The organism is Myxacorys almedinensis A (assembly GCF_010091945.1).
Taxonomy (GTDB): Bacteria; Cyanobacteriota; Cyanobacteriia; order Leptolyngbyales; family Leptolyngbyaceae; genus Myxacorys; species Myxacorys almedinensis.
Genome location: NZ_WVIE01000038.1, coordinates 1 through 15,364, shown reverse-complemented (window position 1 = coordinate 15,364; position 15,364 = coordinate 1). Strand labels below are relative to the sequence as shown.

General features: G+C 48.3%; 11 protein-coding genes and 1 pseudogene. 1 reads left to right on the top strand and 11 read right to left on the bottom strand.

The window, feature by feature from the left end; all coding sequences use genetic code 11:
• Positions 1-324 precede the first annotated feature (324 nt).
• On the top strand, positions 325-1,257 hold the full coding sequence (locus tag GS601_RS20915; protein WP_162425234.1) for a LysR substrate-binding domain-containing protein: 933 nt from the start codon (positions 325-327) through the stop codon (positions 1,255-1,257).
• Positions 1,258-1,378: 121 nt separating this feature from the next.
• Here the strand turns inward: GS601_RS20915 and GS601_RS20910 are convergent, their stop codons facing one another.
• From GS601_RS20910 to glgX, 11 genes and pseudogenes are all read right to left on the bottom strand, one after another.
• Positions 1,379-2,569: a Coenzyme F420 hydrogenase/dehydrogenase, beta subunit C-terminal domain gene (locus GS601_RS20910; RefSeq protein ID WP_162425249.1), complete on the bottom strand. Its 1,191-nt coding sequence runs from the start codon at positions 2,567-2,569 to the stop codon at positions 1,379-1,381.
• Positions 2,570-2,624: 55 nt separating this feature from the next.
• Complete coding sequence (locus GS601_RS20905) at positions 2,625-2,789, bottom strand: hypothetical protein (protein WP_162425233.1); 165 nt, start codon at positions 2,787-2,789, stop codon at positions 2,625-2,627.
• A gap of 59 nt (positions 2,790-2,848) precedes the next feature.
• Positions 2,849-4,738: an ATP-dependent zinc metalloprotease FtsH gene (gene ftsH / locus GS601_RS20900; protein ID WP_162425232.1), complete on the bottom strand. Its 1,890-nt coding sequence runs from the start codon at positions 4,736-4,738 to the stop codon at positions 2,849-2,851.
• Between the two features lie 242 nt (positions 4,739-4,980).
• Positions 4,981-5,478: an ATP-binding protein gene (locus GS601_RS20895; protein WP_238393417.1), complete on the bottom strand. Its 498-nt coding sequence runs from the start codon at positions 5,476-5,478 to the stop codon at positions 4,981-4,983.
• A gap of 262 nt (positions 5,479-5,740) precedes the next feature.
• Positions 5,741-6,463, bottom strand: coding sequence for a ribonuclease PH (gene rph, locus GS601_RS20890; protein ID WP_162425231.1), 723 nt, complete (start codon positions 6,461-6,463; stop codon positions 5,741-5,743).
• Positions 6,464-6,765: 302 nt separating this feature from the next.
• Positions 6,766-7,335 carry an adenylate kinase family protein gene (locus GS601_RS20885; protein WP_162425230.1) on the bottom strand — a complete coding sequence of 190 codons (570 nt, stop codon included), beginning with the start codon at positions 7,333-7,335 and terminating at the stop codon, positions 6,766-6,768.
• A gap of 260 nt (positions 7,336-7,595) precedes the next feature.
• A complete protein-coding gene (locus tag GS601_RS24000; RefSeq protein WP_420800315.1) occupies positions 7,596-7,694 on the bottom strand; it encodes a hypothetical protein in 99 nt (32 codons plus the stop codon).
• A 25-nt stretch (positions 7,695-7,719) separates the two neighbouring features.
• Positions 7,720-7,845, bottom strand: a pseudogene (locus GS601_RS24055) (ssl0294 family protein); the annotation flags it as partial.
• A gap of 75 nt (positions 7,846-7,920) precedes the next feature.
• On the bottom strand, positions 7,921-10,722 hold the full coding sequence (gene treY / locus GS601_RS20875) for a malto-oligosyltrehalose synthase (protein WP_162425228.1): 2,802 nt from the start codon (positions 10,720-10,722) through the stop codon (positions 7,921-7,923).
• A gap of 17 nt (positions 10,723-10,739) precedes the next feature.
• Positions 10,740-12,611, bottom strand: coding sequence for a malto-oligosyltrehalose trehalohydrolase (gene treZ, locus GS601_RS20870; protein ID WP_202925247.1), 1,872 nt, complete (start codon positions 12,609-12,611; stop codon positions 10,740-10,742).
• Positions 12,612-12,742: 131 nt separating this feature from the next.
• Complete coding sequence (glgX, locus tag GS601_RS20865) at positions 12,743-14,869, bottom strand: glycogen debranching protein GlgX (protein WP_162425227.1); 2,127 nt, start codon at positions 14,867-14,869, stop codon at positions 12,743-12,745.
• Positions 14,870-15,364: the final 495 nt, after the last annotated feature.

The window sequence follows — 15,364 nt, the reverse complement described above, 5'->3', positions numbered from 1 at the left end:
ACGTCGGATATGAGGGAGCTAAAACTGTACTGTGAGTCAATCAGTACTGTGAGCCAATCAACTGTGAACAAAGCAGGTGCAGACCAGCGAATGAAACAGTGAATGAAACAGTGAACTAAACAACCGAAAACTGCTCCAACAATATCTTGCGGCGTACAACGCCAGATTGGAAGGGAGCATATGCTCTTATGGATTATGATAGCTACAAAACCTATAAGAGAAAATCGCTGCTATCAATATCAAGCATAGATTTTGTTCTATAAGTAGCATTTTTCCACGGTTGTTAGTTCACAACGTTATCCCCATTCCCAAGGAGAAGTTATTGTGCAGAACGCAACACTCCACCAACTAAAAGTTTTTGAAGCGGTTGCTCGTCATAGCAGTTTTACCCGTGCAGCGGAAGAGTTGTTTTTGACGCAACCCACCGTATCAATGCAGGTAAAGCAGTTATCTAAAACTGTTGGGATGCCATTGTTTGAGCAAGTTGGTAAAAAGTTGTTTCTCACCTCTGCTGGCAAAGAACTATATGCCACCTGTCAAGACGTGTTTCAACGGATGACTGAGTTTGAAATTGCGATCGCAGATCTCAAAGGACTCAAGCAAGGCACCCTCCGCCTAGCGGTAGTCACAACTGCAAAATACGTGATTCCTCGGATTTTGGGTCCGTTTTGTCAGCGCTATCCCGGCATTGATATTTCGTTGACCGTTACCAATCATCAGCATGTGCTAGATAGTCTGTCGAGCAATCGAGACGATCTGTATATTCTCAGCCAACTTCCCGATGAGAGTGACGCCAAAGTCTACCCGTTCCTAGAAAACCCCCTGGTGGTGCTGGCTCCTTGCAATCACCCGCTGGCTAAGGAGAAAGATATTCCGCTCATTCGCATGGCAGAAGAGCCATTTATCATGCGAGAACCAGGGTCAGGAACTCGTAAAGCCGTGCAAAAACTGTTTGATCAGCATGGATTGCCCTTGAAGGTGAAACTCGATTTGGGCAGCAACGAAGCCATCAAGCAAGCGATCGCAGGGGGTATGGGGTTGTCGGTGCTGTCAAAACACACCTTGGCGCTCGAAGGATTGAACAATCAACTGATCATTCTGGATGTAGAAGGGTTTCCGATCGAGCGGTACTGGTATGTGGTTCATCCGTCTGGCAAACAACTCTCTGCGATCGCGAGAGCCTTTTTCGATTATTTGCTCAACGAAGGAAAGCGGGTCGCCGAAGAAACCTCCTACCAAAGATTGCTGGAACATTGATCGGAGAATCGGAGAACTGGCAAACCTCCAATCTCTGCCCGCGCCTGTGCAAAAAATTAGGCTCATTAGTCTTCACGAACCCAGCATCCCTTAGCGTTCACAAGCGTTCATTTCCTTGGCTTTAGTCGGGTAGGGTATATTGAGACACGATCTGTTTAGCGTAGTCGGGAACGTGTTGTTCTAGCTTTTCTGGGTAATTGCGCTTTACGTAGAGGTAGTTGCGGGTAAAGTGAGAATCAATCGAAAACCGTGCATATTCCAGACCCTTCGGACCGATTTTCTCAATCACGACTCCCATCAGTTTTGCGGCCCACATCGGCAGCGTAACGGCTTTATCGTAGGCAGGAATGCTCTGCTGCACAGCATTTTTGCGATCGCCCTGAGACGTCACGGGCTGAGTTTCGATCTGATCATGAACCAAATCGAGCATTTCTTGACCGCGATCGTTTCTCACCACAATCCACTGCCAGCCAAACGGCGCACCCATATAACCCACCACTAAATCTGCCAACGAATTGACATAATCAAAACAACTGAGGCACGACGGGGCAAACACATCTTTCAGTTTGTTCGTCTTCAAGCCAAAAAACGGCACTAATTCTGTGGAGCCATCTTCGTGCTTGAAGTGCACCTGAAAATCTTGCATAAACTCGTAGTAAACAACGGTTTCAGGAGAGCGACTGGTGGTTTCTAAAAACGTCTGCAAGCCAGCACGGGTGACATTATCCGTACAGGGCGTTCCCAAGACATATAGCTTTTCTAGCCCCAACTGTTTCTCTACCGCTCTCAGCGCTTGAATCTGGCAACCCACGCCAATCACCAGCAGGCGCTTTAGACCAGATTGTTCGATTTGCTCTAAGACAGAGAGATTGGGCGAGAGCGTGGGCTTGTTAACTTTCGCCGCCAAGATTTCTTCGCGCGATCGCGCAATGATGGGCATAGGCTGAAAGCGGTCTTCTTTGGTGTTTTGAACGCACACAACCCCCTCAACCTTGCCGCTTTCTAACATTTGAATCGCGATCGAACTCACAATTCCCGTCCACTGTGCCCCCGCGATCGGTTCGGTTTTGCGGGCTGCCATCATGCTCTGATTCACCCCAAAGTAAACATCCTCTGAAACCTCTAGATCGCGGCTTCTGCCGTGGGTTTGCTGCTCTAGCTGGGGAATTTGCTGATTGAGAAAAGCGCAGGCTTCTTTAACGTAATGAATATAGTGGGTGTCGCACAATCCACATTCGCTGCACAAGTCCTTTGCCGGACGGCGGCTAGAAGATTTGAGCGCTTTTGCCTTTTTGTGAGGAGCCAGGGTCATACGCAGCAACGGTTATGAAGGGCACTACTGATCACAATAGCTCAAGGTGACTCCTCTAACCATTGCAATTCATCACGATACCCAAATGGCGATCGCACGCCAAAAAGTCAGGGGTGCGATCGTGCCCCCGATCAACCATCAGCATTGGCTCTAGTAGATTGTCAACGCTGGCGGGTAGAGGGGTGCATGAGTCGATGGTTCCGATTCCTTGACTATCCATCTACCTATCGACTCCTAATCCCTCATTTCAAACTTGACAGACCGCTAGAACGGTACAGTCTAGCTGCTAACTTGCGCCACGGGTTGACTTTGGCGATACTCTTCAACGATCTTGCGGAATTGGTCTCCCTCGATCGTTTCTTGATGCAACAGGGTATCAACCAATTGATCAATCAACACGCGATTTTCTCGCACCAAACGGCGGGCATCAGCATGACAGTGCTGCGCGATCGCTTGCACTTGCTGATCAATTTTGCTAGCTAAGTCTTCAGAATACTCTGATCGTGGCGCTAACCCACGTCCGAGAAAGACTTCATCGTTAGAGGTTTCTAGCGCCAAGTTGCCCAAATCAGACATGCCAAAGCGCGTCACCATCTGGCGCACCATGCTTGTAACTTGCTGGATGTCACCGCTCGCCCCGGTTGTGATCTCATCGTCGCCAAAGATAATTTCTTCGGCTGCCCGCCCGCCCAAAGCACTCGTCACCTGGGCTAAGATCTGCGATCGCGAGGTCAAGCCTTGCTCTTCGTCGGGCGTGTACCAGGTAATTCCCAACGCCTGACCCCGGGGAACCAGAGTGACTTTTTGCACCGGATCGTGATTTTTCAGCAACGTGGCGATGATCGCATGACCCACTTCATGATAGGCAATCAGCCGCTTCCGTTTACTATCCATCAACGGCGCACCCTCCATCCCCGCGATCACTCGATCGATCGCATCATCCACTTCTAAATTGCTGATGGCATCTTTGCGCCGCCGCGCTGTCAGAATCGCCGCCTCATTGAGCAAGTTGGCAAGTTCTGCACCAGAAAACCCCGGTGTGCGACGAGCGACAGCATCGAGCGAAATCTCGTCTGCCAGCTTTTTGTTGCGAGCGTGCACCTCTAAGATCTTCAGGCGTCCTTTATAGGTTGGCAGATCAACGATGATTTGACGATCAAACCGACCGGGGCGCAAAAGCGCCGAATCTAGCACATCCGGACGGTTGGTGGCAGCAATAATGATAATGCCTGCATTGCTCTCAAACCCGTCCATTTCAGTGAGCAGTTGGTTGAGGGTTTGTTCGCGCTCGTCGTTGCCACCGCCAATTCCAGCCCCGCGCTGCCGCCCCACCGCATCAATCTCATCAATAAAGATGATGCATGGCGCGTTCTCTTTCGCTTTCTTGAACAAATCGCGCACCCGCGACGCCCCTACCCCAACAAACATTTCCACAAACTCGGAGCCTGAAATCGAGAAGAACGGGACACCCGCTTCTCCCGCGATCGCTTTGGCGAGCAGGGTTTTACCTGTTCCGGGAGCACCCACGAGTAGTACCCCTTTGGGAATGCGTGCCCCAACGGCGGTAAAGCGCTCCGGTTTTTTCAAAAACGTCACGACTTCTTGCAGTTCTTCTTTGGCTTCTTCAATGCCCGCGACATCATCAAATAAAACGCCGGTCTTAGCTTCCATCTGAAACCGAGCGCGAGATTTGCCAAAGTTCATCGCTTGCCCTGGCCCACTCGACGAACCGCTAGAGCGTCGCAAAATCATCAGCAATCCGCCGATCAGCAACATGACGAGCAATAAATTTGCTACTAAGCCGAGCACTAAACTGTTGTCTGCGGTGGGTTGAGCATCGAAATCAACGTTGCGCGATCGCAGCCGTTCGATCAGTTCGGGGTTGCGATCTAAAATGGGAACGTCGAGCGGCGCGTCATTGGCAGGTTTGCCTTGCAGCCTCACCCTCGCCACCCGTTGAGCTTCGTCAATTTCAACTCGCGCAACTTCCCCAGCATCAATCTTTTTCAGAAGCTCACTATAGTTGAGCGAATCGCGGGTTTGTGCGATCGCAGGCGTCCCTAGCAGAATGTTCTGGATCAGCATCCAGCCCACCATGACTCCTTTTGCTATCGCCCCCTTCGAGGAACGTTGTCTTGCCAATGCCGCGCTCTGGGATTCGTTCTTCATATTCGGATCGCCTTTTCTACCTGTCTCAATGCAACACCCAACCAGACTTTCTATGCAGGGCGTCAGTTCCTTTGCTTTTAGTCTAACCTTCGGTTCCTAGAATAGACATGTCAGGATTCAAATAGCCGAATCTTCGACGGCTTAAAAAATGCCCCAGTTTCCAATGAAACCCACGGCATTTGAAAATAAGACCTTACGTACTACATAGCCATGGCGATCGTTCGCCGCAAGCCTGCAAAATCCTAGGACAGTGCTTCTCTAGGTGTGTATTGCACAATCCGCAGACAGTTTCGCTGCCCCTCGCGATCGTAGCTCACCTCATCGGCTAAACGGCGCAGGAGAAACCACCCATATCCCCCCTCCTGAAGTGTTCCTGGCTTCGGTTCTTTAAGAGCATTTGGATCAAACGGTTGACCCCAATCCCAAATCTGAATTTCCATATGATCGTCGTGGAGGGCAACATCAATATCGATGGAAGTCTCAGAAGACAACCCAGAATGGGCATGACGAACAGCGTTTGTGAAGCCCTCCGCTAGGGCTAAATTTAGGCGATATAGCTGATTGTCACGACGGGCAACGAGCGGGTCATGCTGTAGCCAAAACGTCTCAAACCATTTCTGCACGGAGTTGAGGACGGTAAGTTGACTATTAACCGTCAGATGATCTTGGTAGAACATGCTCAGGGTTGGTCGGGGGCGCTGGGTCAAACGATCGGTATGATAGGTTTTGTTAAGCTCCATAAGAATCACCGCAATCATAGTCGCTGTTTCAATCGTTGCGGCAACAAGTTGCTGTAACAATATGCCTTAACAATATCTGACAATAAGCAGAATTTTTTTGACAAGAGCTAAAAATGTTACTCAACGTCACTATATTTAGTTGATCGATAAAATTTAACTTGTCTGTCAAGGCTGAAATCATGGGTGAGAGGATGCATGTGTAACATCTCCATCCACTCGCTCACCCCTCCACCTCAAAGCTGATAATCTACCACTAGACTATTCAAGCGAGTTGAAACGCCTGCTGCTGCAATTCTAACAATTGTTTAATTCCTTTCTCTGCCAAGTCTAAAATTTGCTCTAGCTGTATACGAGAAAAGCTTCCTACTTCTGCTGTGCCTTGAATCTCGATAATGCTTAGTGTTTCATTCATTACCACGTTGCAGTCGATGTCGGCAATAACATCTTCTGAATAGTTTAAATCTAAGAACGCTGTGTTTTCAATTAGCCCAATTGACGTTGCCGCGACGCGATGAATAAGCGGCGATCGCTCAAGTTCTCCGGTTGTGATTAAATGGGCGATCGCATCATGCAGCGCCACAAATGCCCCCGTGATCGCCGTGGTTCGAGTGCCAGCATCCGCTTGCAAAACATCTGCATCAATGGTGATTGTCCGTTCTCCTAAGGCGTGCATATCGAGCGTCGATCGCAAACTTCGTCCGATCAACCGCTGAATTTCTTGAGTCCGCCCAGAGAGCTTAAACGATTCGCGCTCGTGGCGTTCGGGCGTTGCTCCGGGAAGCATTCGATATTCTGCGGTCAGCCATCCTTGCCCCTTTCCTTCTAGAAACCGAGGAACCTTTGGCTGAATGCTCACCGTGCAGAGAACTTGAGTATCACCACAAATCGCTAAGACCGAGCCTGCCGAGAATTTAGTAAATCGACGCTCGAAGTGAGTGGGGCGGAGTTGATCCGGCTGCCGACCATCAGGGCGCTGCCATACCATGGGAGAAACCTCGGAGATTACAAAGAGCAGGTCTGAGGAGATTGGATGAAGTCTTGAGTTTAGCGATGGATCGAGTTTCTCTACCGATTAACTCGGCAGTTATTGAGATGGCGACCCTCCTCCCCAACCCTTCTGCCTAGAGCTAGGGTGAGGGTGGTTTGGAGGCTAGATCAACGATTGCCAGGTTACGAATTAAGTTTCTTGATGGGATTAAGTCTCCCGTCCTTGCCCAACATTGTTTATTTTAGCTGCAAAATTTCCTGACCCGCCGATGAAGTAAACGGCGTTGCGGCAGACCATTTTTAGGTCTCGTCTGCCTCAGTGCTGCCGATTTTTTGCAAAATTTCCTCTCTCACCTCACCGATCGCTTGATCGCCGTTAATAACGGCAAGGCGATTTTGCTGCTTGTAATGCTCTAGTAGAGGCAGTGTGCGATCGCGGAATAGCTCAATCCGTCTCTGCAAGGCTTCTGGTTGATCGGCTTGTCTGGCGCAATTGAGGGAGCGGCTGATCAACACCGCATCGGGAATATCTAGTAAGACAGCGTATGTTAAAGATTGATTGAGCCTGTTTAGGAGAGAGTCAAGCTCTTCTGCTTGAGCGAGGGTTCTGGGATACCCTTCGAGTAGCCAACCGTGAGCGACATCTCGTTCGAGCAACCGTTGCCCAATCAATTCGAGCATCATGGTGTCAGGCACGAGTTCATCCGCTTCGACTAAGGCTCTCACCTGTTTAGCAAGTTCTGTTTGTTGTTTGAGTTGCGATCGCAAGAGAGTATCTGTCGAAATCGCACGTAGCCCTAGCGTTTGACAAAGTTGTTGGGATTGAGTTCCTTTTCCGGCTCCGGGTGCGCCCAAGAGAATGAGTCTCATCAGTTATATCCATGGTGTCTCTGATTCAGAGTAGTACACGGAGTCAAAAATATATCAATTTCTCGCAGAATCCCCCGATCTGAGGGTTTGGGTCTATGTTTTGGGTCTGTCTAAGGGATCAAAGGTGAGGCAAAACACTCTAGCCGCTTGCATCTCGCTGATTTTTATAAATGATGCTGTTGGGCGACGAGAGTGTTTGTCAATGTCGGCATTCGATGAGACCCCTGATCGAGTCCATCTGTTTGCTCTATTTGCATCAATCACTCGCTAATCCAATCGTTAATCGAGTTGATCAGGTTAATCGATGGAAATCGATTGCGGTCCACTACCATTTCCGCTGTGGGTGCTGGTTGAAGCATAAACCGTAGAACCAGTTTGTTGCTCTAGCCAGCTTTTCACTGGGTCATCTGTCAAGCTTAGGCGCAAAAATCCTGACGCTAACCCACCTAGGAAGGCAATCGGCTGTTGGGAAAGTTCTTTCACAAAGGGTGATAATTCGGTCAAAAACATAGGGCAATCCTACACTGAACATCCTTATGGATCGTAGCGTTTATTGAGGAAGATCGGAGTTAGAAAACGATCGCTTCACAGGGTTGCGTTGGTTAAGAGTGCCACGGGAAACTGGTTTAGCAACTCGCCCACCCGTAGATCGCCCCCCTGCTCTATGCTTTGACCTGTGATCAGATCGTGCCACGCTGAAGAACATTGGGCAGGCAACTTGATGGTAGTATCTGCCCAAATCTGATTTCCCAAAGGATATTCTCCTGGCTGCACCAAGGTGGTGAGAAAGCGAGGAACAACGGTGATTACGCTTGTATGTTCCTGCTGGCGTGCAAAGGCAATGACGCGATCGCACTGTGCCCCTACGACTTCCAACGGTTGATAGCTGCCCTCTTGAAACACCGATAGGTACTTCGTTCTCGCCTTTAATGCTTGAAGAACTAGAAACAGCTTGATTCTGCCGTCTTCTTTAGTCTCCAGCAACTCAACAACAAGGCTAGAGAGATCGGTTTGAATTCGATGTTGGATATCAGTTAAGAATGCTGCTCGCTGCTCAAAATCTACGGGACGGCGATTGTCTGGGTCAACAAGACTGAGATCCCAAAGCTCACACCCTTGATAAAAATCTGGGCACCCAGGAGATGTTATTTTAAGCAACACTTGGGATAGAGAATTTAGAACGCCATAGAATGCTATTTTCTGCTGAAATGGAAGCAGCGATTCGAGAAATTGATTTGAGCTTGATGGATCTAAAACTGCCTCAACAAAACGCATACAGGCATCTTCATACGTAGCATTGGGGCGCAACCAGGCGGTATACACTTTGGCTTCCCGAATTGCCTTTAGCAGGTAGTCTTTAACTCGTGTGGTAAACCCTTCTTGCTCGTGTTTTAGAAAGGGAAATGCACCCACCAAGATTTGGTAGAGGGCATACTCATCATTGCGATCGGGGAACAAAACATTCTTCACCTTGGTTTTGCGATCGCGATTTATAGCAATCCAGGTTTGGAGGTGTTGTTGCCACTCATCAGGAATTTCGGATAGCACATTGAGCCGAGCGCGGACATCTTCACCCCGCTTTGTATCGTGGGAGGAGGTGGCGCTCATCGCGTGAGACCACTGCTGTTGACGCTGCTGATTATAGTCATGAAACTCTGCGATCGTAATGCCAAAGCGATCGGGTTCTCCGCCCACTTCATTGAGCGAAATCAGCCGATTGTAAACATAAAATGCAGTATCTTCGACTCCTTTTGCCATCAATGGTCCGGTGTACTGCTGCATCCGCATCACGAAATAAAGCCACTGATCTTTCTCGATCTGGGTCAAGAAACTGTCATACTCTAGCAGCAGCAGTTTTTCAATAAAATCGAGTTCGTTAATTAAGAGCGGAGATTGCTCTTTAGCAGCTTCAATAACGTCCTTGATATACGGGCGATCGCTGTCTAAAACACCCTCTGATGTAGTGTAGGTTCGGTAGATTGAAAAGCGGGTGAGAACTTCTGCGATCGCGCGCTGCAACCCATTGAGTGTAAAGTCATTTCCATATCGATATCGCCCGGAAATCTTCTTCAGCAAAGATGCTAAATTATCAACATCTCCTGCTAAGTTCTTATCAATAATTAGGCTCTTCTTTTCAAAAACAACTTTTTCAAAAGAAGCTTGAAACCCAATCGTGTTTTGATAGATCTGTTCAAATCTTTCTTCGTTTTCTGTCTGGCAAAAAAGGCTATTGACATAGTTTAAATAGTCATAGCCAGAGGTTCCTTGGGTATCCCATACAGGTGGCAAATTTTCCCCAGGTTGCAAAATCTTCTCAACCGTAATGTAGGTATCTCCCACCTTTTCTCGCAACCAATGTAAGTATTGAGTTGGGTCGTAAAGACCATCAATGTGATCAATTCTTAAACCTGTAAATTTCCCATCTTTCACAAGTTGAGCAATCAACTCATGAGTGTGATTGAAGACTTTGAACACATCCACTTTCATCGAGATGAGTTCATTCACTGTAAAAAAGCGTCGATAATTGATTTCTTCTGCCCCAACTTTCCAATAGGCAAGGCGGAAGAACTGTTGAGACAGCAAATTATCTAAAAGATTAAAACTTTCAGAATTTCCGGCTTCTCCGTTAAAAATCTGAATATTTTCATCAACAAACCGTTTAACTTCTGCATTGTCGCTATACACTTCCCACAGCAGCCCTTTTACAAAATCAACCTGATCTTGGCGCTGCTTTGCAGTTAGATCTTCTGAAGCAACATTTTTAAGAAGGTAGAGTATTCCTAGTAATTTAATAAAATTTGGGTCACGACGACCCAGCGCTTTCGCAAGTTTACCTAAGTTATAAGTTAGAAATGTTCCATGGGATTCTAAATTAAGCGGGATGCTGAGGCTGTAATAATTAACGCTCAAACCATCTTGATTGTACTTGAGTTGAATCTCGCCATTCTCTAGAGATTCTCCATAAAAATTGCCCAATAGAGGCACTAAAAGCGGCTCTTTGCTAGACTCAAAGGGCGAATTCCAAGCGACATCAAAATAATCAACATAGTCAGAGCTTATGCCATTTTCTAGCAGATCCATCAACCATTGATTTTCGCTGCTGTACGCCATATGATTTGGCACTATATCTTGCAACCATCCCATCTGATAGTTCTGCAATTCTTCTATCAAATTATCGAATGATTCTGGTGCGCCAAGCTCAGGATTTAGCCGCGTTGGATCGGCAACATCATAGCCATGAGTGCTGCCTGTTGTTGCTTTGAAGATCGGCGATGCATAAAGGTCGGAAATTCCTAATTGGGAGAGGTAATCGACAATGTTTCTAGCCTGATCAAAACGAAAATCAGTGTTGAACTGGATTCGGTAAGTTGCTGTAGGAATTCGCATACTAGTATGAGATTAGGTTAAACTTTATAAAGAGCAAAACTTTGCGATCGCAGAGTCAATTCTTGTCTTGGTTCTAACTTTTCTGGCAGACGAGAGCCATCTCCCATCCATTTCTTATCCGCAGAATCAAGCACTTTTTCCCAGGAAAAATCAAACGTATCAGGTGAGTAAACAACATCATTTGGGTTGAAATTCATCAAACAAAGGGCGTGGTTATTGTCGCTCCATCGATGCCACCAAACCACTTTTTTCTCATTGTCAGATCCTGCCTTTAAGTGAGTGCGAGCCGCCTTGTCTGTCTCTAAGTGATCTTGACGTTTAAGGGCAGGCATTGTATTTCGTATTTGAATTAATTGTTGATACCACATCCACAAAATATGATGCTGTCCTTCGGTGCGAGTTTCCCAATTTAATTTGCACATCTCAAAAGTTTCAGCCGATTCTGGATCGGGCGGCTCGCCTTGGGCATGAAATGCCGCAAACTCCCGTTTTCGACCTTCCCTAACTGCATGAATTAAGCCTGTATCAGAGTGGCTCACAAAGTAGGTAAAAGGCGCTTCTTCTCCATACTCTTCTCCCATAAATAGCAGCGGAACAAACGGCGAAAGAATGAGTGCACCGGCGGCTAATTTCAAGCCTTCAAAAGAGGTAAGGTGCGATAGCCGTTCTCCTAACATGCGATTTCCAATCTGATCGTGATTTTGAATGCAAACCACAAATTGGCTAGAGGGGCGATCGCGGCAAACATTCCCATGAAAGCGCTGCCTATGGGGAGAATATTGCCAGTCGTAAACAAAGCTATCTTGGTATGCCTTGGCTAATTGGCTACACTTGCCAAAGTCTTGATAATAGCCAATTTGATCCCCCGTTAACAATGCATGAAGCGCGTGGTGAAAGTCATCGCTCCACTGGGCATCCATCCCATGACCGCCCACTTCGATCGGGCGAATAACGCGGGGATCGTTGGCATCACTTTCAGCAATGAGATAAAGCTTACGGTTTTGCTCGTTTGAAAGCGCCTCCACATGTTCTGCTAGTTCTGCCAAGATGTGCTTTGCGCCTAAATCGTAAATGGCATGAACCGCATCCAACCGTAGCGCATCTAAATGATATTCGCGCAACCAATACAGGGTGTTTTGGATAAAAAAGTTACGAACATGGTGACTATGAACGTTGTCATAATTTACCGCGCTACCCCAAGGCGTGCGGTAGGAGTCGGTGAAATAGGAGCCAAATTGACTGATATAGTTTCCTTCTGGACCAAAGTGGTTGTAAACCACATCGAGCATGACTGCCATCCCCTGCTGATGGCACGCATCTACAAGGCGCTTGAGTCCAGTGACGCCGCCGTAGGAATTTTGCACAGCGTAAAGATAAGTGCCGTCATAGCCCCAGTTGCGGTAGGCAGAAGGGTCATCGGTGCTGCGATCGCCCGGAAATTGAGAAATGGGCATCAACTCGATCGCCGTGACTCCCAATTCTTTAAGCGTTTGAATTCGCGGAATGATGGCATCAAACGTTCCTTCGGGTGTAAACGTGCCGACATGAATTTCATAAATAATCAGGTCTTCCAGGGCTACCCCCGCCCAGTCGTGATCTGTCCATTCAAACGCCTGATCAATCACTTGAGACGGACCATGCACCCCTTGAGGCTGAGATTGAGACGCCGGATCAGGGCGCGATTCCTGGTTATTTAGCTGGTAGAAATACAGCGTATCTGGCAAGATGTCTTGGGCGGTGACTTGCCAATAGTCTCCCTGCGATCGCGCCATCGGGATCGTTTGAGCCGTTGATACAATCTGCACTGCCATTGCTTCGACATCCGGCGACCACACCGTAAACGTGCAGTGTCCATTTCCCAAATAGCGAGCGCCAACTTGAATGTTCATGGTTAGATGCTGGATTTTGAAGTGCTGTCTACAAATACAGGGTCTACGAAAAATGCAGGGTCTACGGCTCTTCTAGCGTGTCTACATTCGGAGAGACATCAGAAAAAATGTCCCCACAGCATTCAGGTTGCTTAGGTCAACTGACGCAACACCACGATCGCTCGCCCAATCACGGGTACAGCCTGACTGCCTGTAAAGATGCGATCGCTCGTCACAAACCGCGATTCCTTCGTGTCGATTATCATCTGCCACCGATTTTCGTGAAACCCGTCTGGAAGGGTAAATTCGATCGTGTCGTAGTGAGCATTGAAACACAACAAAAAGCTATCGTCGCTGATGCGCTGCCCTTGGGGTCCCGGACTCGGAATTTTATTGCCGTTGAGAAAAACGGCGATGGATTTGGCATAACCTACATCCCACTGGCTTTGAGTCATCCCTGTGCCATCGGGGTTGTACCAACCAATATCGAGTTCTGTACCCCGGATCGACTGCCCCTGAAACCACTTGCGCCGCCGAAACACCGGATGCTGCCGCCGAAAGTAAATTAATTCACGGCAGAAATTTACAAAGCCATCCTGCTCATCTTGCTGCGACCAGTCTAGCCAGGAAATCTCATTATCCTGACAGTAGGCATTGTTGTTGCCCTGCTGCGATCGCCCCAGTTCATCTCCTGCCAGCAGCATCGGAATGCCCTGCGACAGCATCAGCGTTGTGATGAAATTGCGCTGCTGGCGATCGCGCAGACTCAGCACTTCCGGGTCGTCGGTGTCCCCTTCTACCCCGCAGTTCCAAGAACTGTTGTGGCTCTCTCCGTCTCGGTTACCTTCCCCGTTTGCCTCATTGTGCTTTTCGTTGTAGCTCACCAGATCCCGCAGGGTAAAGCCATCGTGGGCAGTGATGAAATTAATACTAGCGTTGGGGCGTCGCCCATTTGTCTGAAAATAAAGGTCAGGGCTGCCCGTCAATCGATAGGCAAACTCGCCCAGGGTGCTGTCAACGCTGCGCCAAAAGTCTCGCACCGTATCGCGATATTTACCATTCCACTCTGACCACAACACCGGAAAGTTACCCACCTGGTAGCCCCCATCCCCCACATCCCAGGGTTCAGCGATCAGCTTGACATCCGCTAAAACCGGATCTTGATGAATAATGTTGAAGAACGCAGCCAGACTGCTGACCTCAAACAATTCTCGCGCCAACGCCGACGCCAGATCAAACCGAAAGCCATCGACGTGCATTTCTGTCACCCAGTAGCGCAAACTGTCCATCACGAGCTTTAGCACCTGGGGATGCCCCATAAAAAGCGTGTTACCACATCCTGTAAAGTCCATGTAATAGCGCTCATTATCTGGCACCGTGTGATAGTAATTGCGATTGTCAATGCCTCGCAGCGATAGTGTCGGTCCTAACCGATTTCCTTCGCCCGTATGGTTATATACCACGTCTAAAATGACTTCAATCCCTGCTTTGTGAAGAGCTTTGACCATTTCCTTAAACTCGTTTACTTGCTCCCCAAGCGTGCCGCTAGCACTGTAGCCTGAATAGGGCGCAAAGTAGTTGACCGAATCGTATCCCCAATAATTCCGCAGCCCTTGATCGGCTAGATAACCTGGGCAAGCTAAGAAGTGGTGCACTGGCATTAGCTCAACGGCTGTAATTCCCAACCGTTGAAGATGCTCGATCGCTGCCCGATGTGCCATGCCTGCATAGGTTCCCCGCAATGCTTCTGGAATATCGGGATGAGATTTTGTAAAGCCTTTTACATGCACTTCGTAAATGATGGTTTCGTGCCAAGGTGTTTGTAGCAGGGTGTCGTTTTCCCAATCAAACCCTTGGTCAACCACGACTGACTTGGGCATTAGTGGAGCGCTGTCTAACTCTGAAAAAGACAAGTCTTCGGCAGGGTCGTCCCAGAGATAGCCAAACAGTTCGGCTCCGTTGCCAACATCACCATCGATCGCTTTGGTGTAGGGGTCGATCAGGAGTTTGTTTGGGTTAAATCGGTGTCCTGTTTCTGGATCATAGGAGCCGTGTACTCGGTAGCCGTAGCGCTGCCCCGGCCCAACTCCTGGCAGGTAGCCATGCCAAACAAAGTTGCTGACTTCACCCAGGGAAATGCGAGTTTCTTGATCGGCGCGATCGAATAAGCAGAGTTCTACTCCAGTCGCGTTTTCTGAAAATAGGGCGAAGTTGGTTCCTTTACCGTCCCAGTGTGCGCCCAGGGGATAAACGCTTCCAGGCCATAGTGCGATATGCATAAGGTTTAATTTATAGAAAGTTTGGGCATGACGCAGTATTCAAAGCGTAATTAACGATGATAATGTCTTGTAACAAAATTAAGTCCACCCAAAGTGGGAATTGCCTAGCTGTAGGCTACCGTAAAAAGCCAATTGTAAAAACCCGATGGTGAAAAGTCCATCATTTGCCGCTCACACTTGTGAGGATTACAGTCGCTAATTTTAGTCGCTAATTATTTTAGTCGCGATCGCGTCGATGAACTACAAGGTTTGCTTCTTGAGAAGGCTTTGAAGATCTGAATACCCAATTGATTTTTCACGGCGACAGATCCTCAACCCCCCTGTCTACGGCATCTCCCCTGGGTCAGGAGGGACTTTCCGGCTCCCCTCCTGACTAAGGCGGGGTTGGGGGAGGTCGCAGGTCTGTAGCATTTACAGATTAACGTGAGTTCGACGGATTAAAAGATGGCAGGAGGGAGAGCAGGCAAGCCTTTTGGCTGCAAGTCGAGCGAGGGT